The sequence below is a fragment of the Pseudoalteromonas sp. AWM4_233 genome, from assembly GCF_056158285.1.
Genome location: NZ_JBSWSZ010000113.1, coordinates 352665 through 379020 on the forward strand (window position 1 = coordinate 352665; position 26356 = coordinate 379020).

Here is a 26356-nt window from a genome sequence, read left to right on the forward strand (position 1 = left end):
TTATCTATAGTGAGTAAATTAAAGATGATATAAAGAGGAAGCCGCCATGTATACGCTAACTACTTATCAAAACCTTAAAGAATTATTTCCTGAATTAAATGCACAGCTTTTCAATAGCTCACACGATTACCGCAAGAAAGTGCTTGAAATGATGGCTAAACAAGAGTGTAAATTGCATGATTTAAACGAACAATTCATGGGTGAAAAACATGAAGCGTCTCGTGAAGAAGCTTGTGTATTAGGGTACAACTGATGCAAAACTATTTAAAAATCTAATAGCCAGAGTAATGCTATTTATATGTGCACACTCTGGCTTTGCCATTTTTCACAACCACAGGACGAGGTTACAACAATGAGATAACCCCTATGATCAGCTTTGCCTATATAATTCGATTTCAAATGGCTTTTAGCCCTGTATACTGCCCGCCAAAACCAATAAATGTGATAGAGCAGTTCAGGAATTTTTCTATGCGTAAGTCCGACAAAAAAATAGACAATCAACTCAGAGAATCGCTGACTCAGGTGTGTGATGCCGCCCTCAAAAATATCGAAGGGTTTCAGTGGCTAACTCACCAAGCTAACTACTCAGATTTTCCAAATAGCTTAAAGATCACCTGTGTGTTTGATACAAACGAACAATTGAATGACTACTTAAAATCGTCACAGAATGCATATTTACTCGATCTTATCAGTAAAGAGTTAAATATGATGAAGTTAAAAATAAAGTCAGTGGCTAAAGTAGTCAGTTACGATTCTGAAGAAAACTGCCTAGCTGAACATAATGGTAATTGGGCTAGAAGACTAGGTAACTAGGAAGCTAGGTAACTAGGAAGCTAGGTAACTAGGAAGCTAGGTAACTAAAAACTAGTTACCTAAAGCTGAAATCAATTTAAATTCACACTTTTCTTTTCAGATAATACGCAGGCAATAGCACTTAATTTCTGCAGTGCCATGTTCATTGAGTTTGTATGTCGTTCGTCTGCAAATTCTTGATATTCAGAGGCGACTTCGAAAACCTGATCAACCCCCAAATATTTGCTCAATGTGCGAAGATGCGGCACTAAATGACTATGCGCTTCGTTGATACCTCCTTTTTCAAAGCCAAATTCACCACTTGAAGTAATAATAACCAAAGCCTTACCCGACATTAACGGCGCTAAAGGCTTATCGCCACGGGCTAAGTCAAAATCAAAAGTCTCATTAATACGAATGATTTGATCAAACCACGCCTTGAGCTGTGCAGGCATACCATAGTTGTACATGGGCGATGACATTACGATCACATCCGCTTTTGCAAGCTCAGCAATATACTTATCAGACTGAGCCAAGATTTTCTGTTGCTGTGCCGTTCTGCTAGCCTTTGGCGTAAACACCGCACCGATCCAATCTTGCGTAATAAACTGCGGTGGGTTCACTCCTACATCTCGATACATATACTCATCTATGTGAGTTTGCTTTTTCAGCTCTGAGATAAATGTTCTTGCCAGCTTTTTAGAAATAGAATCATGATCAGGGTTGTCGTTAGAGAGCGCTCTTACGCTTGCATCTATATGTAATACAACACACATTTTTTGTCCTCATTGGTTTGATTTGAGTGCCATTTTTGTCACTTTTTGATGCTTAAACAAACGAGTAAAAAACATTTACAGATGAATTAAACTTATCTATCTTACTTTTTTAAGATAACGATAAGCACTATGAATGTTTCATTACCCGCACTAAAAGCATTTGAGTCGGCAGCAAGACTGGGGAGCTTTAAAGCGGCAGCCACAGAGCTGGCAATTTCACCCACAGCTGTTTCTCACCACATAAATAACCTTGAGCAACGACTCAATGTGAACTTGTTTACTCGTGAAACAAGAAAAGTCACGCTCACAGCTGCAGGAAGACAATTGGCAGAAGCCACAAACCAAGGCTTTAACATCATACAAGCTGGTATTGATAAAGTGACGGCGAAAGACAAATTGATCAATGTCGCAACCACCTCATCTTTTGCCGCATTAGTGCTTATTCCAGCGCTACACCACTTTTATCAGCAATACCCTCAGATAACTGTCAACATCACCAGTGGTGAGCAACTCACAACAGATAACTTCACCTTACCCGTTCGATTTGGAATACTTGAGCAACAAAACCAAGCAGATATCATCAAGTGCGAGCAATTTAATCTGTTTAGTGCGCCGCATGTCGCAGATAAATTCATCTACAATGATTGCGTAACTATTTACACCACCAAGTGGAAAAACAACGCTTTACCAAACGCCCCACTTGAAGACTGGTTGGCCCTTAATGCATTACAAGACAAACATGTTGTCGTTAAGTATTTCGATCAAGAGCTGTTTGGCATTCAACAAGCCATGCTCGAAAACGCCTATGTGTTTTGTTCAAAAACACTCACTCAAGGATACCTGCAAGCCGGACTACTTAAAGAATTGAGCACCCAAGCTATCGATTCTGCCTTTTGTTACTACATCGAAAACAAACAAAAAAATACCTCTAGACACACCCATATGTTCATCGAATGGTTAGACAATCTCATGCTGTAATGGAACAATAAGCATCGAGTAAAAGATGAATTAAGGAGAGTTATCAGATGCTTGAACAAGTCATGTCTTTAATGGGTTTAATCGCGTCAATTTGGTTGGTTTTAGGTGTGTTTTATGCTGCAAAGCTTTACCCAAACTACAATCATAGTGAGCAGTTTTGTAGCGAACTTGGTGCCGTTGGTAGCCCAACACAAAGGTTTTCTCCACTTATCAATAACTACCCGCTCGGTGTGCTGTTTTGCCTCTTTGGTGCGTATGTATTTAACTTAGAACCTAATATATGGCTTCAGCTTACTGGAGTATGTATTGTCGTGCATGGTCTAGGCACTTGGGTTGCAGGCTTTTTCCCTATGGATGCAGATCCTTATACCAAAGCGCCGAGTCGTGACTGTAACATCCATTCGTGGGCGGGCTTATTTATGTTGCTTTCACTGTTGCTAGCCCCCATATTCATGCTCATCGCGCCGCTATCTGCCATTAACAGTTTCGCGTTTAAAGCTTTTTCAATCATGAGCCTTATCGCTACTATTTATACCCTTATATTGATGAAAAAAGCCTATGTTCAGAAACAAAAAGTCGGGCTATATCAGCGTATTTCTTATGGCACGCAGTTAGTTTGGTTGAGCATGTTCTCTTTAGTCATCTCTTTTAGTTAATAATCAATAATGAAGCAATCTTTCGAAATTAGCCGTATACATACGCCGTTAGGTATTTTTAGAGTGTCAGGAGAAGTGTCTGATCAAAAAGCTTTGGTAATATCGCAACTAGAGATCATGGGTACTGATGGCTGGTTATTTCTAGATATTCAATCTAAAAAGGTCGACAACCTAATTAAGCAACTGGAGCCGCACTTACTGGCTCATTTACAGGGTTAAGCCCTTATGACTGAAAAATTGAGTAATAAGAACTTAGCCCTTTTTGATTTTGATGGCACCTTAACCGATGCCGATATGTTCACTAAATTCTTAAAGTTTTCCGCGACAAAAAAGCGCGCTTGGTTAATTAGGCTGACATTACTTCCTCTTTATGGATTTTATAAACTGGGCCTTTTCCCAGCGCCAACTTTGCGAAAATTAGCAAGCTTTGTTGCTTATAAAAACAAGCCCATTAGCTTCCTGTGCCCTATTGGAGAAGAATACGCGCTTACGGTGATCCCCAAACACCTTCGCAAACAAGCCATTGAGCGTTTGCAGTGGCACTTACAACAAGGTGATACCGTTGTTGTGGTTTCAGCCTCTCTAAACCTGTACTTAGAGCCTTGGTGTAAGTCACTTAGTATTGGGCTAATTTGCAGTGAGCTTGCGATTAAGAATGATAAATTTACAGGGCTTTATCTAAACGGAGATGTGAGCAATCACATTAAGGCTGAGAGAGTAAAATCAATGTTTAATCTCGACCAATTTAAACGTATTTATGCCTATGGTGACACGCCGGAAGACCATGCACTTTTGTCTCTCGCCGACGAACAATATATGAATTGGATTAAGTTAAAATAGCGAGTCAAAGTTTTTAATGCTTTCTACCTATTAACTGAATTTAACCTAGCTAATTTTCACTTTCATTTACATTAACTGAATAATAAAAAACTGATGTTTAATCAGGTTTTTGCATATAAAGATCCAAAAAGTAATAACTCATTAATAAAAATAAATCTCATTATTGCACCCTTTTAGGGTAAACTCCTCACTCACAGCCATTTCATTAACAATATACATACAAAATGTGAGGTCATTGTTTTGAACATCAACCGCCTGCTTGGCAAAGTAAAAGTTGCCAATAAGCTGCGAATCTCTATTGCTATCTCTATCGCAATTATAGTGGGGATCCAACTCTCTGCTGCAAACAAACTGAAAGACACAATGACAGCTGAAAGACAAACAAAGGCGATTGGCCTTGTGGAATCTGTCAGCTCTCAATTGAATGCCATTGCTAAATCAGCCAACCTAACCACTGAGCAAAAGCAGGCACAAGCAAAGTATTTGATCAATAACACCCGTTTCGGTGAGTCAGGCTACTTTTTTGTATTCGACAACCGAGGTGACATGGTTGCTCACCCAATTAAACCTGCACTCAATGATCAATCAATGACAACCCATGTAAAACCATTTATTCGTAATGCTTTTACACAATTTGTTGATACTGCAGAACAATATGGCCAGGGTTTTGTTACCTATCAATGGCCAAAACCAGGGTCAAATGAACAAGAAGAAAAGGTGTCGTATGTACAAAAACAGGCACATTGGAATTGGGTAATTGGTACAGGCATTTACCTAACAGATATTCAAGAGACCTACTACCAAACCTTACGCAGCATTCTAATTGAAATGTTGGTTTACATCGCAATATTACTTTTTGTTTCGCAATATGTGGCGCGCAACATCACAAAGCCATTGAATAAATTGACTCGTACCATGACTCAAGTGGCGAATGAGAAAGATCTGACAATTCAGCTAAAGCATCAGGGTAATGATGAACTATCTGAAATGGGACGCGCCTTTAATGAAAGTAACGCCCAGTTTAGACATGTGCTAGACAATATTAACGAAAATACCATGTCGTTAGCGTCTCAAGCCGAAGAGCTATCTGTGGTAACACAGCAGATAAAAACAGGCATTGTTGAACAGCATCAAGAAACTGCGTCAGTACAAGACAAAGTCAGCCACCTAAACGAGTCTGCCCAAGAAGTTTTTCAACAAACACAAAGTGCCCTTGATAACGTGGAGCATGCTGGTCAGTTAACAGCTCAGAGTTTAAAGCACATTAATGACAACGCTGTCTCAATCAATGAAGTAGCTGAACGAGTAGATAGCGCAGAGCATGCGGTGAAGGAACTACAAAATAGCTCAGATAAAATCACCGAAGTACTTGATGTGATCCAAAAGGTAGCTGAGCAAACCAATCTACTGGCCCTCAACGCCGCAATAGAAGCTGCTCGAGCAGGTGAACAAGGTCGAGGCTTTGCCGTTGTAGCTGATGAAGTTAGAACGCTTGCAATGCGTACCCAGCAATCAACAGAAGATATTCAAGCCATTATTAACCAACTTCACACAGGGGTAAAAGCCACTGTTGATGAAATGGTACTGTGTAAACAGTCTGCTAATGAAGGCTTGTTGATCAGTAAGCAGTGTAATGAGACGCTACAGCAAGTAGATGGCGCGATGCAGGCTATTCAGCTTTCAAACGCTGAGATTGCCGCTGCAGCGCAATTGCAGTCTGATAACATCGCAGTTATTGCAGATAACATGGCTAGCATCGCAGCAGTTTCAGAGCAAACCGAAACAGGTGCTGAACACACCCATGCAGCTAGCCAACAGCTCAGTGTTATGTCGCAAGAGTTAAGTGATTTAGTAAGAGAGTTTAAGGTTTAAAAATGTGAAAGTCAGAGCGCGGTATGTGTGAAGCACCGCCACTGACTGCAAAACAATTTTTGACTTGAAAAGTAAGCGCGATTTTATATCGCGCTTTTTTTTGCGCAGGGTAAACCAGCGCCTACTGTGAGTTGTTAGTTCTAGGGTTTTAGGTAAGTTCGTGTTGTAGGTCGGGCTTAAGCCCGACAAAATATTCAAACGATAGCGACATAAAATACCCCACATAAAGTCGGTGCTACCGGAGCATAAAAACTTTGTCGCCGTAAACGACGACCTACATTCAAAAAATTAAATTGGTAATTGCTGTAGGCGCGATTTTACATCGCGCTATTTTGTGCAGGATAAACCTGCGCCTACGGGAACTACTAGTTAAACTTTTGAACATATCTATACATCCGCCTTGTTCGTTGTTAAGGATGACATAAAAACGACTTTTGCTAATGCATTCTCTCTAACAGCCCATAAGAAGTCCTCTACTAGGCCTTACATTTAATACATCTAGTTTTTAAGTACTTTCTAGGAGTTCTAGACGAATATTTTGGCCTGCATAACCACTTAGAGAAAAACTTAAGCTTTTACTAATCTGCGAATTTTTTTATCGCCAGATATACATTATCTTGGTACTTATGATTAGCTAAATCATTAAACAGTTTCGACTGATCACTTATAGGGCCAGTTAAACCTTTTTGGCTCGCGTAAAATGTACCGCTGACCAAACTTGTATCAAACAAGCTTCTTAAATAACGCTGAGCACCTGTTTCAACTTGGTGTACTTTACCTAGCCATAGCATTACTTTCATCATGGTTTTCATTACGTATTGTTTAACAAACGACAAAGAATTAAACCCTTCAGTCCCAGTCGTCGCCCCAGGGCTCATAGTTATAAATCTCACTTCAGGATAGCGCCTTGCCATAGCCGACATCCACATAGCCCCCATGTATTTAATAGGACCGTAAGGAATTGTCGCATCCGTAATGTCTCCAAAGAGGCTCCCGTCACATACGGAAATGAACTCCTCCACCGAAGAATCTATAAACTCAGGTTGTTTCATGCCCATTTCTTGAACTCCTCTTGCAGCCTCAGAACCCGCATACACAGCAACCTTAGTAAGTTTCTGAGCTTTAATTAGCTCTTCGGTTAAAACAGCATGGCCTAGTAAATTTACCGCAAAGATCTCCGTTACACCTTGTTCGTTAAGCCGATTAAAGTTTCTTCCACCTGTCCCTCCTGCGTTCATTACCAAAGCATCAACAGGCTTTGCCAAATTTTGTACTGCTGTGCGCACCGAATGTAAATTACTTACATCCATTATCAATATTTTAAAAATAGATCGACCTGTTTCACCTTCTAACTCTTTTTGTGCGGCAAGGGCTTTTTCTGGGTTACGGCATGCTAAATAAATCACGTCTATTTCTGCACGAGCTGCCAGTTGCTTGGCCGCCTCTTTACCTAAACCAGCATTCGCGCCTGTTATTAATACGCTTCTGATCATCTGAACTCCTATATGTAAATATGTGCTTGGCTATGTGACTAGAATAGGTGTTTAGGAAAAGTAATTTTTGATATTTCTTGCTGTGTTTAATAAGCGAGGTGTGTATTGAAAGTCAGAAAAATACCGTAAAGTCAGAAAATTTTGATATCGCAAAAATGAAAAAAGCCCGACTAGGTCAGGCTTTTAATTTTATAGGGATATTCAGGTACACCTTATTTTCAGGGTCTTCATCATTGAAGCCTCCGGGCAATAACTCAAAGTCAGGTTTATCAGCATACTCATAATTACTTTTAGGCAGCCAACTACCCCAGATATACCTTAAAGTTTCTTCAATTTTAGCTATGGGTCCCTGATGAGTAAATCTGGCATAGGTTTGTGCTTCGATTTCACGGGTGATCAATCCATCTGGTACATTTTCAAAATTTTCTACTTCTGCAGAGCAAATATAAACAAACCGAGTGATGTCTTCATCTTCTTGATAATTTTCATATATACCAAACCAATGATCGCCAACACGGTTGGGAATGCTATCTCTGTAAGGCCTAAAGCCACTCCATAGCTTTGGTAAACTTAAGTCACCGTCTTCATATTCATTCGCAATACCAACAATTTTCATAGCTGGTTGATTAATGATTTCGGGTTCCATACTAACGCTGTTTTGAAGATGATCAAGGTCGCTCTCACTAAAGGGCTTTCTATACAATAATCTAAACGGCTCATTAATTTTTCGATACTGCGCGGGTGTCATATCAAATAACGCTTTAAATGCTCTGGTAAAGGCTTCTTGTGAATCAAACTGGCATTCCAAAGCTAATTCCAATATACCAACATCTTCGGTCAACAAACGTTTAGCTGCCAAAGTGAGCCTGCGTTTTCGTAAATATTCTTTTGGAGTATCACCAACCAATGCTTTAAATATCCTACTGTAATGATAAGTTGAATAGTGAGACGCAGCAGCAATTTCATGCACACTGATCTTTCGATCTAAGTGTTGTTCAATGTAATCAATGCTTTTAAAGAAACGTTCCATGCCACTATCCTCTTTTGCTCTCAATATTACTCGAGTTGAACTCACGCAGTAGTCGCTTTCAAAGTGATGTTTGTTGACTCTGAGTACTCTTTTAATCCATTTAATAGTTTGCCAAATGCGACAGGAAATACCAAACGCAGTAGCGGATAAAACGGATACGCAAACCACTTCAAACTTGGCGACGCAGTCCAACACACTTCACATTGGTTAACCCCGAGAGAACGCACTGTCATCTGAACATGGTTTTGTTTTATAGGGATTACAGCAGGGTTGTTCACAGGTAAAACATCAAATGAGATTGACATACTAAGTTCATCATAGGCAGTGATCACTTCTTTTACTTTTGCACCATTTGGGTCATCACTTAAATCGCAAATTCGACCTTGCATCTTTGCTCCCAACTTACTTTCACCTTCACCTAATGCTACAGATTTAGGTATTGGGCTCATCCATAAATGAGCTTTATCAAACTGATTAGCAACTAAATGCCAAACTTGCTCTGCGGGTTTGTTTATTACCGTTTTCTTAGTGATTTTCATATTAGCTCCTATGCCTTCGGCGTTTGAATATGGAGCCAGTATAGGGGTGGCTAAAATGTGTTTTTTGATATTTCTTGCTGTTCTAAGAAATTAATTATGGATACTTTTATATGAACTTGGCCGTAAAATTTCAAAGCTGGACTAATTGAGAAAAACATAAGTAACAATCCGTTATCACAACTGTCATCTAGAATACTAATCAAGACACGACTTTACATCGCTTTTTTGCGCAAGGTAAACCAGCGCCTACAGGATTGGTCAGTTCTTGGATTTAGGTAAGTTCATGTTGTTGTAGGTCGGGCTTCAGCCCGACAAAATATTCAAACCATGGCGACATAAAATACCCGACATAAAGTCGGTGATACCGGAGCATAAAAACTTTGTCGCCGTAAACGACGGCCTACATTCAAAAAACTAAATAGATGATTGCTGTAGGGGCGATTTTATATCGCGCTTTTTTACGCATAATAAACCAGCGCCTAAAGGATTGGTTAGTTCTGGGGTTTTAGGTAAGTTCATGTTGTAGTTCGGGCTTCAGCCCGACAAAATATTCAAACCATGGCGACATAAAATACCCGACATAAAGTCGGTGCTACCGGAGCATAAAAACCTTGTAGGCGCGATTTTACATCGCGCTATTTTGTGCAGTATAAACCTGCGCCTACAATAATTAGCGTATTCTAAAGTATTAAAATCATTTCAATAAGATATAAATATAACTAAAAAAACGCAGGCACATTTCTGCACCTGCGTTTTGTGTATTTAACTTTAAGCTTGTTACTTTCAGCTCGCTAACTCATCCCTAGCTAACTCGCTTGCTTCACCTAAAATCAATCGCTCTGCAGTGCTTCTATCGGATCAAGTTTTGACGCTTTAATCGCTGGGTAAACACCAAATGTCAAACCCACCAATGCACAGATGCTGAACGATAAAACGATAGCGCTGAGCGACCAAGATACTGCCCATTCTGAATAGAATGCAATTAGCTCAGATAAAGCAATACCGAAAAACACCCCAAGCAAGCCACCTAAGATAGAGATAGTAAAACTCTCAGTAATGAATTGAACTTGAATGTCTTTTTGCGTGGCACCAATGGCGCGTAGTAAACCAATTTCTTTGGTGCGCTCTAACACTGTTGCCAGCATGATATTCATGATACCGATACCGCCCACCAGCAATGAAATACCTGCCACGCACGACATTACAATATTGAAAATTTGCTGGGTTTGCTTTTGCTGTGCTAATAACGCTGCAGGCACAATCAGCTTGTAATCATCAATGTCGTTATGACGCCCCTTAACCATGGCATCAATGGCTTGTGCAGCCATCACTGGGCTAAAGCCCGGCTCAGTTGCCAGCTTAATACGCGATATTTCTGGGTCGAGTAATTCACTTTTAAAGCGGTGAATGGCTGTTTTTAACGGAATAAAAATCTGGTTTTGTTCGTCACCTAGCTTCACCCCTTGAAACTCTTTCTTTTTCAAAAATGGCGCTTCTAAAATACCTACGACTTCAAACCACAGATGGTTGATTTTGACTGACTTGCCTACCGCATCACCAAGTGGAAACAAGGTTTTAGCGGTATTGGCGCCTAGCAGCGCTACCTGTGAAAAGTGTTGTCCGTCTTGCTCGTTTAGCAAGCGTCCTGCACTTAAATCGAAATGCGCCAGCTTGAAGTAGTTTTCACTGACCCCCACGGCTTGGCCTTCGAACTTAGCGTATTCACTGAACACATGGTAGGTTTCGACCACTTTTTCTGCTGCAAAATCAGTGATAAATGGCAAGGCTTCAACGGCGACTTTACCGTCATTCAGCGACAGACCATCTGAATGTTTACGTTGCTCTCTGAGCTCTTCTTCTTCAAAATCTTTCGCTTCAACAATAACATTGTTTAGGCCCATAGAGTCGATCATTTTCAACGCTTCGCGCTGAGCGCCCTCACCAATATTTAACATGGCGATTACGGCACCTACACCGAAGATCATGCCAAGGAGTGTCAAAAAGGTACGTAGTTTATGTTGCTGTAGCTGTACTACAGCATCTTTAAATAAGCCCACTAGATTCATAATTTGCCCTCCTTATCGACCAACGCAATCACATCTCCCTCTGAGAGGCCTTGGGTAATTTCAACATGGCTTAAGTTACTTTGCCCCAAACTCACAGGGGTTTTGCTATAACCCGATGCCGTTTTAAGTTGCACATACGCACCGTCTTCATCGGCAAATACACTAAACTTAGGGACAACCAGTTTTTCGGCTGCTTGGTTGGCAATAATATTGGCTGTGACTTTTAGACCAGGTCGTAAATGGGCACCTTGTTCATCGATGCTGGCGGTCAGCTCATAATATTTTTGCGGGTCTTGGCGTTTGATTGACTTTGGAAAGGGCGCAAGCTTGGTCACTTTGCCAGTGAATGTTTTACTCGGATCTGAAATCAAAGAAAACTCCAGCGCTTGGTCTTGCTGCAAGTTAATGGCTTCGCGCTCTTTCACGAATAGTTTAATTTGCATCACTGAGATATCCGGTAAACCCGCAATTTTCTGGCCCGGCCAAAGTGTTTGCCCAGCTCTTGGTTTTTCGCCGCGCCAGTTCACACTGTGCGTTAACAAACCATCGTGAGGGGCAACCACTTCTAGTGATGACAAGTTACCATTGAGCATATCGATTTTGCTTTGGTGCTGTTGACTTTGCATATTTAAGAGATCTAATTCACCTTGGGCACTGCTATTAAATTGCTCTGATTGCCAATTAAAATAGTCTGTTTTTGCATTTAGGTAATCAACCTTTTGCGCCTGCTCTAAAATATCGAGTTTGGAGATGATGCGTACATCATCAATTGAAAAGGTTTCAGCAAATTGCTTTTCTTCTTCAACAATATCAATGTCATACCCTAAATGCTTTCTTCTTGTGTCAATTTCAGTATTTTTGCCAGACAAGTCTTGTGAGACCTTGTCGTTTGAAAATTCACTTTCACGTTTTTGCTTACTCATGACACGACCGTCGAATCTCGCTACCACTTCACCCTCTTTCACTTGCGAATATTCAGGCATTAACCATGCGAGCGTTTGTGGACCACGAGACGAAGCGGGAGTACTGATCACAGTTTCTGTTGCTGCGATTAATTCACCCTTTGCCTCAACATAGTTCTTAAATGGCGCTGTTTTAACCGCATAGGTTAATTGCGCATCAACTTCTGCCGGTTCTGAGCAAGCCGTTAATAATAATGCACTGATCACTATCGCTAAATATTTCATAGACGTACCTCATCTCCTTGTTTTACTCCCTCTGTGATCACAGCAAAGCCATTACTGATATTACCGACTTGAACAGACAGTTTATCGCCGCCTTTTTCTATCACGTAAGCGCTGGCTCGCTCGCCACTTGACTGCTCATTGTGTAAGGCCGAGATAGGCACAACTAACACATTTTCAATTTTATCTGTGGCGATTTCTACCCGAGCAGTTAAGCCTGGACGCATGATCGCAGCATCAATGTCATCTAAGGTGATCAGGGTATCAACTATGCGGCGTTTGTCTTGTGGTGACTTCTCGCGAAAAGCACTGCCAATGGTAGTAATTTTACCTGAAGTAATGAGCGGCTCGGGGCCATCTATGGTGACTTTAACATGTTGATTAAGGGCAATACGGCCAAAGTCTGCTTCATCTATTTGTGCTTTTACTTGCATGTCTTCTATTACTGCCATTTCAATAACTGGCTGGCCAAATTGCACACTTTCACCCACAGTCGGCTTTTCACCACTCGAATTACTGTAATACATTACAATACCATCCATAGGGGCTTTGACTTTAAGCCTTTCGATGTCTTGCTTTAGTGCGTCTACTTCGGCCTTCAAGCGGCCTACTTTTCCTTCAGCCAATCGAATATTGAGCTCTTTGGTTTCTTTTTGAAACGCCAGTTTTCTTTGTGCCAGCGCTAGGTCATTTTTAGCAATGGTGAAATCTATCTGCGCCTTGCGCTTATCGTTGTCTGAAAGCGAATCATCGTTAATGTCGGCTTTACGCTCAGCAATATCAAAGTTCATCTGCGCTTCGGCAAGGGCTAGTTTAAGCTCTTCTTGGTTTTTAATTTCTAGTGCTTTTTGGTTCTCAAGTTCTTTGACTGCACGATCATATTCGCTGTTTTTATCAATTAAGCGATCGCGAACAGGTTTGTCGTCAAATGCCGCGACAACCTCCCCCTTTTTAACTTGCTTGTTTTCAGGTGCTAGAAACTTCACCTTGTATTGCCACATGCGAGCAATAGAGGGTGGCGCAATCAACGACTGTTTTGCTGACTCTAGTTCACCATTGGCCTGTACAGCCAACTGAAAACTGGTTTTCTCGACAGTGTGATAATCAAATTCATCACTGCCACAGCCTGCTAATGATAAAGCGACAATACTGGCTATTACGCCTAATTTAAATTTATTCACTTTGGCCTCCTTGTAAACGCACACGCCCAGTCATACCCGGCAGTATTTTTAGCTTTTGTGTTTCATCAAATGAGAAAACAGCACGATAATAGGCGTCTTTCCCCCATTCTTTACGTTCTTCAGGTTGGGTCGATAAATTAGTTAACTTCGCTGTAATAGGTGTTTTTTGGTAGGCGTCTAGGGTCAAATTAACGCTTTGGTCAAGCGTAAGGTGCTTATAATCAATTTCATGTACCCAAGCCTCAAGGTAGAGCCCTGTCATCGCTGGAATTTCAGCAATTTTCCAGCCTGGTTGTGCCGTCGCACCCGAAAATAATTTAGAGCCATACCAAGGGTGATTTGCATATAAGATCGGGCCTTGATTGGTTGCCTTATGGGTTAAGTCGTTTAAGCGTTCTCGGTTTTCTTTTAAGTTAATTTGTAAACGTGCGATTTCAATTTCTTGTTTACGAATATTCACCTGTGCTGTGGTTTTTGCTTCAGCTAGACTGGCTTTAGCTTTGTGTTTTTGGATCACCGCTTGCTCAAGTTTGAGCTGGTTTTCTTCGTAGTCGAACACGCTGACATGACTTTTCGGCACCGCGGCATCTATCTTCGCTTTTTCAAGTAAGAGCTCTGCGCGCGTTAACGCAAATTCAGCTTCTAAAATCGCCTGCTGACCTTTATTCTGCTGCCTTTTTAATTCATCTTCCGCATTATTAAGACTCACTTCATCTTGTTCTATGGTGCTGGCGATTGAGCCGCCTTCGAAAACCACCACCACATCGCCGGGCTTCGCCACTTCGCCTTCTGGCAACATCCATTCAATTTGCACACGCCAAGTATCACTTTGTGGCGAAAAGAAAATTTGGCTATCACCGGCCTTGATTTCACCTGTGATGAAAATGCTTTGAACATCCTCTGCATAGCTATTAGCGCTGAGCATTGAGCTTGAAAGCAACATAGCCAAACACAATGGTTTTAATGTGCATCGTTTTAAATTAGCTTTCATCGGCGGCTGTCCTCTATTTTCACACCATCCTTCATTCGGATAATACGTTTTGCATACTCGGCAATATCGTCTTCGTGGGTCACCATCACAATGGTGTGCCCTTGATGGTGTAAGTCACATAGCAGTGACATAATTTCGTGAGAGGTTTTGCTATCTAAGTTACCTGTAGGCTCATCGGCAAAAATGACTTTTGGCTCATTCACTAGGGCTCTAGCAATTGCCACCCTTTGTCTTTGACCACCCGACATTTCATTCGGTTTGTGCCCTGCTCGATGATCAAGTCCGACTTTGGCAAGCATGGCTAAGCCTTTTTGCTTGGCTTCTTCTGGTGAAGTCTCGCTGTAACGCAGTGGCAGGGTGACATTTTCAAGTGCACTCAAACGGGTTAAAAGGTGAAAGGTTTGGAAAATAAAACCGATACGCTCGTTTCTTATTTTTGATAAGTCTTCATCGCACATATCTTGAATAGACTGACTCGACAAAAAGTATTCACCCTGTGTCGGTGTATCAAGACAGCCTAAGATGTTCATGAGGGTTGATTTTCCCGAGCCCGAAGAGCCCATAATGGCAACGAATTCGCCCTCATCAATGGAGATAGAAACATCGTTTAACGCGGTGACGCGCGTTTCCCCATTGCCGTATTCGCGATATAAGTTTTTAACTTCAATCACTTGCTACAATCCTTGATTATTATTTTTATCAGATATTCACCGTATACAATGTGAACAACTGAGTCAACTATCATAAGCGACTGATTTTAGTGACAATAAATCAAACTGTACCGATTTACTAAAAGTTAACCTTATAGTAAAAAAAGCGTTACCAATGAAACATAAAATGCAAAATAATAATGGTTACATTTCAAACCTGTTTCCACTATAGTAACTTTCAGGTTACGGAAAACAGCGATTGTTATGAGAAAAAGTCTTATATTTTTAAGTGCTTGTCTACTTGCCGCCTGTAGTAAAGAAAGTAAACTTGAAGAAAGTTACTATCAGGCTGAAATACAAAGAGATCACCAAAGCCAATATCAATTCGCGCAGCAACTTGTTGAACTCGGTGAGACATCGTGGCAACAGCGAGCACAGCAACACAAAACAGCCATTGATAAAGTCACACAATCACAAGCACACCTTACTCAAAAAGATCTGATAACTGCGTTTAATTTAGCTGCGGAGGCAAAGCAATTAGACAATTCAATGGCGGCCGATTCTGTTCTTAAACAGATCCTCAGCGACGACGCGTTACAAAAGTTAGTGAAAAGCACTCATACCTTATTAGACAAACATCCTGCTTTAATTTCACAAGGGCAGCAATTGCTAAGTGAAGCACCAATAGAGTGGAATATCATTGAGTTAAACGAATTCTTATTTCAACTAAACTCACTGATTCAAAACTCAGAAAAAACAATTGCATTATCGCCTTCGCAGCAAAGCAATCAGGTTTACCATTTAATCACATTAAACACACAGCACATTGAGCAACTTAAGTTACTGCAACAGCAGCTTTTAAACAGGGTTAAAACAGCAACCTGTGATGCGCTCTGCGCTGGCTTAAAAGCTAACCTAAAAGACGCACAGAAAAATATTAAGCTATTCGATGAAGTCGCAGTAGAAAGCATGATGGCCTTTCCATTTGAGCAACAGCTTAAAAAATCAAGAGAATGGTTAGAATTAAACAATAATATTCGCATCACACTCGAAGAAGTCGATGCAGTTCTTGGCGAGCATTATAGGGCTTACTATAAATCTTTACTTAGAGCGGTGAGAGGCCCAAAACATGATCAACAATATTGGCTATTTGCCGCTGAGGATATCGACAGAGTAAGCAATGTCGAACAAGTCGAAGACGTGAGTTTTATTGCCATCGAGCTCTCGGCGAATTTAAAAACATTCTTAGAAAACTATGAACAGCTTGCATTTTTGAGATAGCTATCTCAGGCAATGAAAAAAAGCCCCATCAGCATAAGCAAATGGGGCTTTTTTCGGTGTGATGAATTGTGTCTTTACGCTTATACCAACCCTCTTAATTAAGCGATCTATTTTGAGGCAAGGAAAACTTGTCGATAACGAGGCGGAAATTTTGCTATTTAGTTGTTCTAAATAAGAAATTTTCAACGAAGTTAGCGTCAGTTTTAGTCCCTCAAAATGATTGAGTATTATTGAGGGTTGGTATTAATCTAGCTGATAAACGCTAAATCCAAGACCAGCTACTTGGCCTTTCTCACCTTCAGTTGATTGATAAATCAGTTTCGCATTTTCACTCATCCCAGTCGGCTTAATGCTCTGAGATTTCGTGCTGGTATTAAAGATAACAGCTAGGTTTTGCTTACCTTGCTCACCCTGATACGCTCGTTTGATGGCGAATAAGCCTGGTTCATCTTGTGAGAATAGAATACTTTGCTCACCTTGACGTAGTGCGATATGCGCTTGATATAGCTCAGCATATTCAGCAAAGCGCTGATAGAACAAGTGCGATGTATCAAAGTTGTCATCAGCTGTGGTTTTATCTGTGGCTAACAGGTCATCATCGTTATAGGTTTTAACCAATGATGGCATCATGTTTTGTCTTGAATCTTGGTCGCCACCGTCACCCACAAAGCCTTGCTCATCACCGTAGTAAATAACCGGTACACCACGGCTAAAGTACATCAATGCATGGGCTAGAAGAGTACGTTCAACCATTTCGCTTTCGCTGTAATTAAAATCACTGCTCTTTAAGCGATATGCAATACGGCCCATGTCATGGTTACCCGTAAAGCTCACAAGGTGATTGGCATTAAAGCCGTCTTCATGCTTGTATAAATGATCTTTTGCGAAAAGCTTAGTCAGCTCGCTTGTGCCTTTTTGATTCACCACAACCGCTTCAATACTGCCTTGCAGAGCAAAGTCGAGTACCGATGGCATTTTACCTTCAGTTAAGAATGTACTAAGTAGTTCTGGCTCAAAGCTATACGCTTCGCCATACATCATAAAGTTGTTGATACCTAATGAGGCAGCATGATCCATCAGTGCCGGCGAGAACTGCTCCCAGAATGACATGTCTACGTGTTTTACTGTATCAATTCTAAAACCATCTGGCTTGAACTCGGTGATCAGATTTTTATAGATGTCAATCATGCCATCAACCACTTTCTGTTGTGTGGTGTCGACATCGTCTAATCCTGCAAAATCGCCTTTGATTGAGCTTTCGCCCGACCAGTGTGAGTCACCTTGATTGTTATACAAATCAATGTCGTTTAGCCAAGCGGGTATTTTAATGGCTTCTTCACCTTTAGGGATCAGTGGCTTGTAGCGCTCATTTTCTGGTGTATTGCTATCTTTAAATTGACAGCGGTCACCTTCAACCAACCACCCTAGGCCATCTTTACCATGACACTGTTCATATTTGATCACATCAGCCGTGTGGTTCGTGATGATGTCAAAGTACACTTTGATATTGCGTTCATGCGCTTGGTCAATGAAGTTTTTAAGCTCAGCGTTTGAACCCCAGTGCGGGTCAATCTCGGTAAAATCTAAAATCCAATAGCCGTGGTAACCCGATGTATCGGCTTGCATTGCACGGTTACGTAGTACTGGCGTTAACCAAATCGCGGTAATACCCATGTTATCTAGGTAAGGCAGCTTTTTAGTTAAACCTGCTAAGTCACCACCGTGATACATGCCCTTGTGAGTAACGTCTAAACCACCACGTGATAGCGCACGTTTAGTATCGTGTTCGGCAGCGCCCATATCGTTACTCGGATCGCCATTATAAAAACGGTCTGGCAACACAAAGTAGAATACTTCATCACGAAAATCTCGTTGCTGATACGGTGTCAGTTTAGCCGCTTTGCGCTCAAACTGTTCAACATTGGTCGCTGCAACTGCGGTATTCGCCTGCGCTGCTGACTCTTTTGCTGTATTCGCTGATTGGCTACACGCTGTAAGACCTGTCGCTAACATCAGCGATAAGGCAATTTTATTCAGTGGTGATTTAAACATAGGATCTCCTTTTTTATACCAATCCTCTAATTTAATTAGTCTATTTTGAGGATTGGTATCATGCTTACTTTCAATTAAGAAAGCTTTGCATAAACGCTCGCAAACGCTGGCATTTCTAAGTTGTTGTCATTAATGGTCGCTGTCACAAGCTTGTGATCTGTAATAAGTGATAGCTCACTTACACCTAACTGCTCAAGGCTGATTGTTTGCGCTTCATTACTTAGGTTAAAGCAGACTAAAAGTGTTTGGCCATTGTAGCTACGTTTAAACGCAAGAATTGGCTCTGGCGTCTCAATAAACTCGATGTCACCGTAAAGAATTGCTTCAAAGCCCTTACGCCATGCACTGAAATGACGGTAGCTATTTAGTACTGAGTTTTCATCATGTTCTTGGGTATCTACTGCAGTAGTATAATGCGCTTCTGGCACAGGTAACCAAGGTTTAGCAGTACTAAAACCTGCATTGTCTTTTTGGCTTGCCCAAGGATGCGGAGTACGACAACCATCACGGCCTTTGAATTGTGGCCAGAACGTAATGCCATACGGGTCTTGTAAGTCTTCGTAAGCAATTTCAGCTTCAACTAGGCCAAGCTCTTCGCCTTGATAGCTACAAACACTTCCGCGCAGTGATGAAATCATCGCATACAGCATTTTCGCGAGTGTAGCATTCCCTTCAGCGTTTTGTGTTCTACCCCAACGGCTCGCAACACGAATAACATCATGGTTCGACACTGACCAACATGGCCAACCATCCGATACGCGTGCTTCTAATGACTCTACAACTTGCTTAATGTAACTAGCTTTGAAGTCGTCTGTTAGCAGGTCAAAGCTATAACCCATGTGTAGGCGCTTATCACCTTGGGTGTACTCCGCCATGGTTTTTAATGAATCTTCAGACGAGATTTCACCAAGTGCGACTGTGCCCGGGTACTTGTCTAATAGTGCGCGAATGTCTTCCATAAAGCCCAAGTTTTCATCTTGGGTATTGTTGTAGTAGTGATACTGATATGCATACGGGTTCTTTGAGTCAAAACCGATATTGGTACGCAGTTCTTGCGCTTTAGGCGGGTTGTCACGTAATTGCGCGTCATGGAAGCAGAAGTTAATTGCATCTAAACGGAAGCCATCTACACCACGTTTTAGCCAAAACTCAATATTATCAAGCGTTGCTTGACGTACTTCTGGGTTATGGAAGTTAAGGTCTGGCTGACTGGTTAAGAAGTTATGTAGGTAGTATTGTTGACGGCGCGGTTCCCACGTCCAAGCAACACCACCAAAAATAGACATCCAGTTGTTTGGCGGTGTGCCATCTGGCTTAGCATCGGCCCATACGTACCAATCAGCTTTGTCATTGGTTTTATCTTCACGACTTTCTAAGAACCAAGCATGTTGATCAGATGTATGACTTAATACTTGGTCAATCATGATCTTAATGCCACGGTCATGGGCTTTGGCGATCAGCTCATCAAAATCTGATAACTGACCAAATAGTGGGTCGATATCGCGATAATCACTGATGTCGTAACCGAAATCTTTCATAGGAGATTTAAAGAATGGCGATACCCAAATCGCATCTACACCTAAACTTTTGATGTAGTCTAATTTTGCGATGATACCCGGAATATCACCGATACCATCTTGGTTGGCATCATAGAAGCTGCGTGGATATACCTGATAAATAACGGCGCCGCGCCACCACATTTGTTCTTTCATTTAAAACCCCAAAGACTCTTCTTCATCGCCCTACACCTCATTTTGTTCTCAGTGTCACAGTTAGTGGCACTTAGTTTTAAAAGACCCGAGGCATAATCGGATAGTCGTTATAATATTGTCATAAAGAATACGCGTTATGATTTTTTCGTAACAGCCTTTGCATACGTATTCAGGATTTGCAGTTTTATGAATGGCGCTATGATGCAATCATCAAGAAAAATGACAAAGAGGTTGGGTGTGAGTAAAGTTTTTTTGGGTATTAGCCTAGTTACAGGGCTAGTTTTAAACCCACTAATTGCAGTACAAGCTGTTGAAAATAAGAACAATGACAAACCTTATACGGTTGCATCAAAAGCGCATAAATATGTGTCTCACAGCTATCAAAATGGTGAGCTGACGGTTACCACAACATTGGGTGATGTTACCTTCTCAGCATTGAATGACAGTGCCATTGAAGCGGTATTCAATGCCAAACAAGCTGCGGTGCCGGCAAGTAACCTACCTTCTTATACTATCAGTGAAACACACCAAGACCATACCTTACTCTTTAGTCAAAAGGCTTCACAGCAAGGCAATGTGCTTGTTGGCTCAGCAGGCAATATGCGTGTCGAAATTACCACGCAGCCTTATTCAGTAAGTTACTTTAAAGGCAAACAATTACTGGTAAAAGAAGAGCAGGGCTTTTACTCAGGCACAGTGATTGAACAGCATGACAGCCAAACTGAAATACATAACGTACATGGTGTTCGCTTTAACTTAAATGACAGTGAGCAATTACTTGGCACAGGCGAGCGCGTATTAGGTATGGACCGCCGCGGCCATCGTTTACCTTTGTACAACCGTGCACATTACGGCTACGAAACTGAATCAGTACAAATGAATTACAGCTTGCCTGCGGTGATGTCGAATAAACAATATATGTTACTGTTCGATAATAGCGCCAAAGGCTGGGTTGATTTAGCAAAGTCAGAACAAAATGTCTTGCAGTTTGAAGCTGTGGCAGGGCGTAACGCTTATATTGTCGTGGCGGGTGATTCTTACCCAGAATTGATCGCCAACTACACCGATATCAGTGGCACTCAGCCCATGTTACCTCGCTGGGCGTTTGGTAATTTTGCCTCTCGCTTTGGCTATCGCACACAACAAGAAGTGATGGACACAGTTGCCAAATTCAAAGCGCTGAATATCCCACTCGACTCCATCATCATTGACTTATATTGGTTTGGTAAAGACATTCAGGGCCATATGGGCAACCTTGCTTGGGATAAAGACGCGTTTCCTGAGCCTGAAAAAATGCTACATGAACTACGTGAGCAAGGCATTCAACCTATTTTGATCACTGAACCATTTATTCTTTCGAGTTCAAAACGTTGGGACGATGCAGTTGCGCAAAAAGTACTGGCAAAAGATGCCGAAGGCAACCCAAAAACGTTTGATTTTTACTTTGGTAATACCGGTATTGTCGATGTCTTCAACGACACAGGTCGAAACTGGTTTAATAAAATTTATCAAGAACTTGCTGAACAAGGTGTACAAGGTTGGTGGGGCGATTTAGGTGAACCAGAAGTACACCCGAGTGATGCATTGCACACCCTAGATAATGGCCAGCAAGTGTCTGCCGATGCCATTCATAACGCCTACGGACATCAATGGGCAAAAATGTTATTTCAACATTTACAAACGACGCAGCCTGAACAACGTCCATTTATTTTAATGCGTGCAGGTGCTGCAGGCTCTCAGCGCTACGGCATGGTGCCTTGGACTGGAGACGTGAACAGAACTTGGGGCGGATTAAAACCACAAGTTGAGTTATCACTGCAAATGGGCATGTTTGGTTTGGGCTACACGCACTCAGACTTAGGTGGTTTTGCCGGTGGTGAGCAGTTTAATAAAGAGCTGTATATCCGTTGGTTACAATACGGTGTGTTCCAACCAATTTATCGCCCGCATGGTCAAGAACATATTCCTTCAGAAGTGGTATTCCATGATAAAGAAACGCAAGATATTTTGCGTCAGTTCATCGAACTTAGATACCAACTGATGCCTTATAACTACACGTTAGCGTATCAAAACAGTCAATCTGGTCTACCGCTGATGCGACCAACCTTTATGGGTGACGCTGCCAATACAGACCTTTCGAACAAAGACAGCTACCTATGGGGCGACGCGTTTTTCGTACACCCTATTACCTCAGCGAATTTAAGTTCTGTCGACGTCACGCTGCCAGAAGGTGTGTGGTTTAATTATTTCACAGGCAAAAAATTCGAAGGTGGCAAAACACATAAAGTCGAAGTAAACCTTGAGCAAATCCCTGTGTTCGTTAAAGCGGGAGCATTTGTGCCTATGGTTGAGAAGTTCCAAGCCACGCAAAACTACAGCTCTGAGCACTTAACCTTACATTATTGGGCCGATAACCAAGTACAAAATGCTACGGGCAGTATGTATGAAGACGATGGCCACACCATGAATGCCGACAAACGTGGTGAGTTTGAACTACTTAACTTCGCTGCGAAGCAGAATAATAGCCAATTGGGCATGCTGCTTATGCGCCAAGGCAAAGGCTACAAGGGCATGCCTAAAGCACGTGAAATCACCTTAAGAATCCATAACTGGCAACAGCAGCCAAAGCAGGTTAAGGTAGGCGACCAAATCATTCGATCTTATGATTGGAATAATAAAAACAGCACCTTAACGGTAAAATTTAACTGGCAGCATCAGCCATTGACACTACAGGTTCAATAACATGACAACACAACAGTCTGAGTCTTTAACCCGTATTATCGCCGACATTGGCGGCACCAATATTCGCCTTGCCATTGTCGACGAGCAAGCCGACGGCTATTACCGCAATATCAGCACCTATAAATGTGCTGACTATGCTGGTCTTGCCGAAGTATTAAAGCTGTATATCAGCGAGCAGCAATTAGAAGATAGCCGCTTAAGTGCTTGTTTAGCCATTGCGTGTCCGGTGGATGATGATTTGATTTCGATGACAAACCTGCCTTGGCAGTTTTCTCAATCGACTTTAAAAGAGACATTAAAGCTTGAGTCTTTAACGCTGATTAATGATTACACTGCCATTGCTATGGCTATTCCACTTTTAAGTGATGCACAAAAAGTAAAAATCGGTGATGGTGAAGCCGTTGCAGGTAAACCTATTTCAGTGTGTGGCCCAGGTACAGGGTTAGGTGTTGCGAACCTTATTCCTGTAGGTGACAAATGGCATTGCGTCAGTGGCGAAGGCGGTCATGTTGATTATGCCCCTGTTGGCGAGCTCGAAATCGAAATTTTGCGTTTCTTAAACAAGATTAAGCAGCGCGTTTCTTACGAGCAATTGCTATCGGGTTATGGTTTAGAACAGGTTTATCAGGCTGTTTCTGCCATTAAACAAAATCCAAACACCGAAAAACTCTCGGCACAGCAAGTATCAGAGCGGGGTTTAAACAATGACTGTGAATACTGCAATCTAGCACTCAATGTGTTTTGTCGTGTGCTCGGCGCCTTTGCAGGCAATTTGGCGCTAACATGCAACAGCGTCGGTGGTGTCTATATCGCAGGTGGCATAGTGCCGCGCTTTGTTGATTTCTTGAAATCAACGGCGTTTAGAGAGCGCTTTGAAAATAAAGGCCGTTTATCACACATTCCGCGTCAAGCGCCGACTTATGTGATCACAGAAAGCCAGCCGGGCCTATTAGGTGCTGCAGCTTATGCGATGCAAAGCTAATATTACTTTGAGGTGGCATAACAACTTAGTTATGCCACAAAACAAAAAAGGCCATACGTTGAAACGTATGGCCTTTGTGCTAGCTAAAAACCTCTAATTTAGAAAATCGCGTAAGATACGCTGAATTTTACGCTTCTTGGTAGAATATATCGGCCATTTGGCGATGTTGGGTTACGTGGATCACCCTCGGTAATGCCCATTTTATCCGTCACATTATCAATTGCTAATTGCATTTTCACGCGCTCTGACGGTTCATACAAAATACCAAAATCAACCTTGCTATACCCACCCAATACTACGGTGTTTTCATTGTTACCCCAACGGTCATCAACTGAAGATAATGTACCGTAAACCGTCAAGTATTGGTCGTCACCTAAGTCAAATTCATAACTTGGTGTTAAACGAACTTGCCAAGCTGGCTGACGCTGTGCTTCATTACCTGCATTATTCGGGCTTTCGGTAATTTCAGTTTCTTGTAAAGTCGCATTCAAATGAACTTTGAAGCCTTGCTCCGCCTCGTAGTTCATATCAAGTTCTACACCATATGCTTCGTTTGTCAGAATTTCAGCTGGATCACCAGGTCTTCTTACAAACGTGTCACCTTTCACTTCATTACTAAAGAAAGTCGCAAATGCTTGTAGGCTATCAGTCATGTATTTATAACCAAGCTCGCCTTGGGTGACTTCTTTGATTAAGTCTTCACCCGACGAATACACGCCATAATTGTCTCTAAAGTCATCAAAGTAAGGCATTTTGTAGCCCTGGTTCACACGACCAAATACAGCCATTTCATCATTCAAGCTGTAGTTAATACCAGCAGTCCATGACGTTTTGCTTTGCTCATAAGACACCGTCTTGTTTATAACCCCATCAAGACCTTCATCTACAGAATATTCCACTTCGTGCGTTTCGCGTCGTATACCACCATCAAGAGTAATGTCGTCATTCAGCTCATAGCTCAATGTTGTATACAATGCTGATGTTGTTGCATCACCGGTCGAGTTGATATCGTAGTTCCAGCCACACCCTTCTACATCATCGTTACACTCAATGCCCGACAGCATTTCACCGCCCGCTTCAAGTACATGATACGCATGGTTTCCAAGTGTCCACCAATCTTTTGCTGATGTTGAAGCATTGTATAGGCCCACTGACATGCTTAAGTCACCAAACGATTTTGATACTGCAAGATCATTTGTGAAAGCTTCAATGTCTTTGAGCACAACCCAGCGACCAATTTGCTGAACAGGCGTGTCACCTGCATACTCTTTACCTGTAACAGCACCCAGCGCAGAAACACCATCATCAGCAACCTCGGCAACCGTTGTTGAAGAGCCATTTGGTACTAATCCATATGTGTTAGCTTTACCTTGCGTTAGGCTAAAGCGGTCGATGATCTCCCAACCATTGCCTAATTCAAACTTAATGCTACCGCCTGACACATGACCGTTCCAACCTCTGCCTTCACCAAAATCAAAGGTTTGAGCATGGTCATTCTCACCATAATACACTTGTGCTTGACGATTTAGAGTACCGATTTGGGTATATCCCGCATCGATCCCTTCTACGTTAAGTGGGGTAGGCAAATACCAAGTACCTGTGTCGTCGGTTTGGCGGGTGTAGACGTTGACTTCACCGTTATCGAATTCTTTGGTCAGATTAATCGTAAATTGCTGACCTCTTTCTGAAGTAAAGCCAGCATCACGAATACCTTGAGAACGCTTGATGTAGCCACCAATCATGTAATAAAAGTCGTCAGAGAGCTCGCCACTTAACACCAAATCTAAACGCTGTAAGCCGTAGTCAGAAGTTGAATACTTCGCAAGCGCTTCTGTATCTTCGCTACCACGCTTTAATCTAAAGTTAGTCGTTAAACCCGGCTGGCCATTTGATACCACAGGGTTTGGACCTCCTCTTAGGGCCTCCATCGTTTCGATGGTTTCATCGATACGAAATAGCGAGGAGTTCTCTAAAAATGACAAAGTCGGCGCAGGATAAACTGGTGAACCCTCTAACGATAATGTTAAGAATGGTGCATCACCACCACCTGGAAAACCACGTACAAATACATTCGCACCTGATTCACCACCCGAAGTTTCTACCCACACGCCAGGTACCGCTTTAAACAAGTCTGCCGTACTTTTAGGAGATAACTTTTCAATAAGTGAAATGTCTAAGTTTGTTACGGCGAAGCTGGCATCTTTTTTACTGATCCCATTACCACCTGGTGTACCACTGATGACGATTTGTTCTATCTTTTGCTCGTCTTTCGCAGCATCTTCAGCCATAACTGTTTGACTGAGTAGCGTTGCTGATATTGCACATGCAATCGCACTATAAGAAAACTTTTTGCTCATTTGCTGTTGTCCCCTAGCGTGTTTTATCTTCGTTGTCATTTAAACAATCGCTACTCTCATTACACGGTTAAAGTGTAGCGTTTGTTGCATTAGGGCGTATTAAACCTTTGAGATTATGTTGCTTAAAAGTCAATACTTGTTATTTAACATATGAGCTTTTGCAAACGTTTGCAAACCATTTT

At 41.8% G+C, this 26356-nt stretch carries 22 protein-coding genes; 10 read left to right on the forward strand and 12 right to left on the reverse strand.

Features of this window, described 5'->3' with window-relative positions:
- The first annotated feature begins 46 nt into the window (after positions 1-46).
- The gene (locus tag ACXAC4_RS23105) at positions 47-253 is read left to right on the forward strand and encodes a hypothetical protein (RefSeq protein WP_475165990.1); all 207 of its coding nucleotides are present in this window, start codon (positions 47-49) and stop codon (positions 251-253) included.
- Between the two features lie 215 nt (positions 254-468).
- Positions 469-813 carry a Fis family transcriptional regulator gene (locus tag ACXAC4_RS23110; RefSeq protein ID WP_475165992.1) on the forward strand — a complete coding sequence of 115 codons (345 nt, stop codon included), beginning with the start codon at positions 469-471 and terminating at the stop codon, positions 811-813.
- Positions 814-884: 71 nt separating this feature from the next.
- On the opposite strand, the gene ACXAC4_RS23115 is transcribed toward ACXAC4_RS23110, so the two are convergent.
- Positions 885-1568, reverse strand: a complete 684-nt coding sequence (locus ACXAC4_RS23115; protein ID WP_475165996.1) for an FMN-dependent NADH-azoreductase — start codon at positions 1566-1568, stop codon at positions 885-887.
- A gap of 129 nt (positions 1569-1697) precedes the next feature.
- Here ACXAC4_RS23115 and ACXAC4_RS23120 point away from each other — a divergent pair, with 129 nt between their 5' ends.
- From ACXAC4_RS23120 to ACXAC4_RS23140, 5 genes are all read left to right on the forward strand, one after another.
- The gene (locus ACXAC4_RS23120) at positions 1698-2546 is read left to right on the forward strand and encodes a LysR family transcriptional regulator (RefSeq protein WP_475166001.1); all 849 of its coding nucleotides are present in this window, start codon (positions 1698-1700) and stop codon (positions 2544-2546) included.
- 47 nt (positions 2547-2593) lie between these two features.
- Entirely contained in the window at positions 2594-3202 is a 609-nt protein-coding gene (locus ACXAC4_RS23125) for a DUF998 domain-containing protein (RefSeq protein ID WP_475166004.1), read from the forward strand.
- A 9-nt stretch (positions 3203-3211) separates the two neighbouring features.
- The gene (locus ACXAC4_RS23130) at positions 3212-3421 is read left to right on the forward strand and encodes a hypothetical protein (protein WP_475166007.1); all 210 of its coding nucleotides are present in this window, start codon (positions 3212-3214) and stop codon (positions 3419-3421) included.
- A gap of 6 nt (positions 3422-3427) precedes the next feature.
- A complete protein-coding gene (locus ACXAC4_RS23135) occupies positions 3428-4042 on the forward strand; it encodes an HAD-IB family hydrolase (protein ID WP_475166009.1) in 615 nt (204 codons plus the stop codon).
- A 240-nt stretch (positions 4043-4282) separates the two neighbouring features.
- Positions 4283-5914, forward strand: coding sequence for a methyl-accepting chemotaxis protein (locus ACXAC4_RS23140; protein ID WP_475166012.1), 1632 nt, complete (start codon positions 4283-4285; stop codon positions 5912-5914).
- Positions 5915-6492: 578 nt separating this feature from the next.
- Here ACXAC4_RS23140 and ACXAC4_RS23145 read toward each other — a convergent pair.
- From ACXAC4_RS23145 to ACXAC4_RS23180, 8 genes are all read right to left on the reverse strand, one after another.
- Positions 6493-7407, reverse strand: coding sequence for an SDR family NAD(P)-dependent oxidoreductase (locus ACXAC4_RS23145; protein ID WP_475166016.1), 915 nt, complete (start codon positions 7405-7407; stop codon positions 6493-6495).
- A gap of 175 nt (positions 7408-7582) precedes the next feature.
- Complete coding sequence (locus tag ACXAC4_RS23150) at positions 7583-8437, reverse strand: AraC family transcriptional regulator (RefSeq protein ID WP_475166020.1); 855 nt, start codon at positions 8435-8437, stop codon at positions 7583-7585.
- A 41-nt stretch (positions 8438-8478) separates the two neighbouring features.
- A complete protein-coding gene (locus ACXAC4_RS23155; protein ID WP_475166025.1) occupies positions 8479-8976 on the reverse strand; it encodes an SRPBCC family protein in 498 nt (165 codons plus the stop codon).
- Between the two features lie 830 nt (positions 8977-9806).
- On the reverse strand, positions 9807-11042 hold the full coding sequence (locus ACXAC4_RS23160; RefSeq protein ID WP_475166029.1) for an ABC transporter permease: 1236 nt from the start codon (positions 11040-11042) through the stop codon (positions 9807-9809).
- The gene (locus ACXAC4_RS23165) at positions 11039-12229 is read right to left on the reverse strand and encodes an efflux RND transporter periplasmic adaptor subunit (protein WP_475166033.1); all 1191 of its coding nucleotides are present in this window, start codon (positions 12227-12229) and stop codon (positions 11039-11041) included. The genes ACXAC4_RS23160 and ACXAC4_RS23165 overlap by 4 nt, the downstream gene beginning before the upstream one ends.
- Complete coding sequence (locus ACXAC4_RS23170; protein ID WP_475166038.1) at positions 12226-13407, reverse strand: efflux RND transporter periplasmic adaptor subunit; 1182 nt, start codon at positions 13405-13407, stop codon at positions 12226-12228. Before ACXAC4_RS23170 ends, ACXAC4_RS23165 begins: the two co-directional genes overlap by 4 nt.
- Positions 13400-14398, reverse strand: coding sequence for an HlyD family secretion protein (locus ACXAC4_RS23175; protein WP_475166040.1), 999 nt, complete (start codon positions 14396-14398; stop codon positions 13400-13402). The genes ACXAC4_RS23170 and ACXAC4_RS23175 overlap by 8 nt, the downstream gene beginning before the upstream one ends.
- Positions 14395-15069, reverse strand: a complete 675-nt coding sequence (locus tag ACXAC4_RS23180; RefSeq protein WP_349287715.1) for an ABC transporter ATP-binding protein — start codon at positions 15067-15069, stop codon at positions 14395-14397. Before ACXAC4_RS23180 ends, ACXAC4_RS23175 begins: the two co-directional genes overlap by 4 nt.
- A 243-nt stretch (positions 15070-15312) precedes the next feature.
- Between ACXAC4_RS23180 and ACXAC4_RS23185 the strand changes: the two genes are divergently transcribed.
- Complete coding sequence (locus tag ACXAC4_RS23185; protein WP_475166045.1) at positions 15313-16329, forward strand: hypothetical protein; 1017 nt, start codon at positions 15313-15315, stop codon at positions 16327-16329.
- A 243-nt stretch (positions 16330-16572) separates the two neighbouring features.
- Here the strand turns inward: ACXAC4_RS23185 and ACXAC4_RS23190 are convergent, their stop codons facing one another.
- Positions 16573-18381, reverse strand: a complete 1809-nt coding sequence (locus ACXAC4_RS23190) for an alpha-amylase family glycosyl hydrolase (RefSeq protein ID WP_475166048.1) — start codon at positions 18379-18381, stop codon at positions 16573-16575.
- Positions 18382-18455: 74 nt separating this feature from the next.
- Complete coding sequence (locus ACXAC4_RS23195; protein WP_475166050.1) at positions 18456-20093, reverse strand: alpha-glucosidase family protein; 1638 nt, start codon at positions 20091-20093, stop codon at positions 18456-18458.
- Between the two features lie 237 nt (positions 20094-20330).
- Here ACXAC4_RS23195 and ACXAC4_RS23200 point away from each other — a divergent pair, with 237 nt between their 5' ends.
- Together ACXAC4_RS23200 and ACXAC4_RS23205 are read left to right on the forward strand one after the other, a co-directional pair.
- On the forward strand, positions 20331-22835 hold the full coding sequence (locus ACXAC4_RS23200) for a TIM-barrel domain-containing protein (protein WP_475166052.1): 2505 nt from the start codon (positions 20331-20333) through the stop codon (positions 22833-22835).
- Between the two features lies 1 nt (position 22836).
- Positions 22837-23817, forward strand: coding sequence for a glucokinase (locus ACXAC4_RS23205; protein WP_475166053.1), 981 nt, complete (start codon positions 22837-22839; stop codon positions 23815-23817).
- A gap of 98 nt (positions 23818-23915) precedes the next feature.
- Here ACXAC4_RS23205 and ACXAC4_RS23210 read toward each other — a convergent pair whose 3' ends face one another.
- Complete coding sequence (locus ACXAC4_RS23210; RefSeq protein ID WP_475166056.1) at positions 23916-26174, reverse strand: TonB-dependent receptor; 2259 nt, start codon at positions 26172-26174, stop codon at positions 23916-23918.
- Positions 26175-26356: the final 182 nt, after the last annotated feature.

Excerpts from the sequence above, each read along its gene's own strand:
- ACXAC4_RS23135 (WP_475166009.1), top strand. The coding sequence starts at position 3,428 with ATGACTGAAAAATTGAGTAATAAGAACTTAGCCCTTTTTGATTTTGAT.
- ACXAC4_RS23105 (WP_475165990.1), top strand. The coding sequence starts at position 47 with ATGTATACGCTAACTACTTATCAAAACCTTAAAGAATTATTTCCTGAA.
- ACXAC4_RS23195 (WP_475166050.1), bottom strand. The coding sequence starts at position 20,093 with ATGAAAGAACAAATGTGGTGGCGCGGCGCCGTTATTTATCAGGTATAT.
- ACXAC4_RS23145 (WP_475166016.1), bottom strand. The coding sequence starts at position 7,407 with ATGATCAGAAGCGTATTAATAACAGGCGCGAATGCTGGTTTAGGTAAA.
- ACXAC4_RS23185 (WP_475166045.1), top strand. The coding sequence starts at position 15,313 with ATGAGAAAAAGTCTTATATTTTTAAGTGCTTGTCTACTTGCCGCCTGT.
- ACXAC4_RS23120 (WP_475166001.1), top strand. The coding sequence starts at position 1,698 with ATGAATGTTTCATTACCCGCACTAAAAGCATTTGAGTCGGCAGCAAGA.
- ACXAC4_RS23205 (WP_475166053.1), top strand. The coding sequence starts at position 22,837 with ATGACAACACAACAGTCTGAGTCTTTAACCCGTATTATCGCCGACATT.
- ACXAC4_RS23175 (WP_475166040.1), bottom strand. The coding sequence starts at position 14,398 with ATGAAAGCTAATTTAAAACGATGCACATTAAAACCATTGTGTTTGGCT.
- ACXAC4_RS23125 (WP_475166004.1), top strand. The coding sequence starts at position 2,594 with ATGCTTGAACAAGTCATGTCTTTAATGGGTTTAATCGCGTCAATTTGG.
- ACXAC4_RS23130 (WP_475166007.1), top strand. The coding sequence starts at position 3,212 with ATGAAGCAATCTTTCGAAATTAGCCGTATACATACGCCGTTAGGTATT.
- ACXAC4_RS23115 (WP_475165996.1), bottom strand. The coding sequence starts at position 1,568 with ATGTGTGTTGTATTACATATAGATGCAAGCGTAAGAGCGCTCTCTAAC.
- ACXAC4_RS23160 (WP_475166029.1), bottom strand. The coding sequence starts at position 11,042 with ATGAATCTAGTGGGCTTATTTAAAGATGCTGTAGTACAGCTACAGCAA.
- ACXAC4_RS23210 (WP_475166056.1), bottom strand. The coding sequence starts at position 26,174 with ATGAGCAAAAAGTTTTCTTATAGTGCGATTGCATGTGCAATATCAGCA.
- ACXAC4_RS23150 (WP_475166020.1), bottom strand. The coding sequence starts at position 8,437 with ATGGAACGTTTCTTTAAAAGCATTGATTACATTGAACAACACTTAGAT.
- ACXAC4_RS23155 (WP_475166025.1), bottom strand. The coding sequence starts at position 8,976 with ATGAAAATCACTAAGAAAACGGTAATAAACAAACCCGCAGAGCAAGTT.
- ACXAC4_RS23110 (WP_475165992.1), top strand. The coding sequence starts at position 469 with ATGCGTAAGTCCGACAAAAAAATAGACAATCAACTCAGAGAATCGCTG.
- ACXAC4_RS23165 (WP_475166033.1), bottom strand. The coding sequence starts at position 12,229 with ATGAAATATTTAGCGATAGTGATCAGTGCATTATTATTAACGGCTTGC.
- ACXAC4_RS23190 (WP_475166048.1), bottom strand. The coding sequence starts at position 18,381 with ATGTTTAAATCACCACTGAATAAAATTGCCTTATCGCTGATGTTAGCG.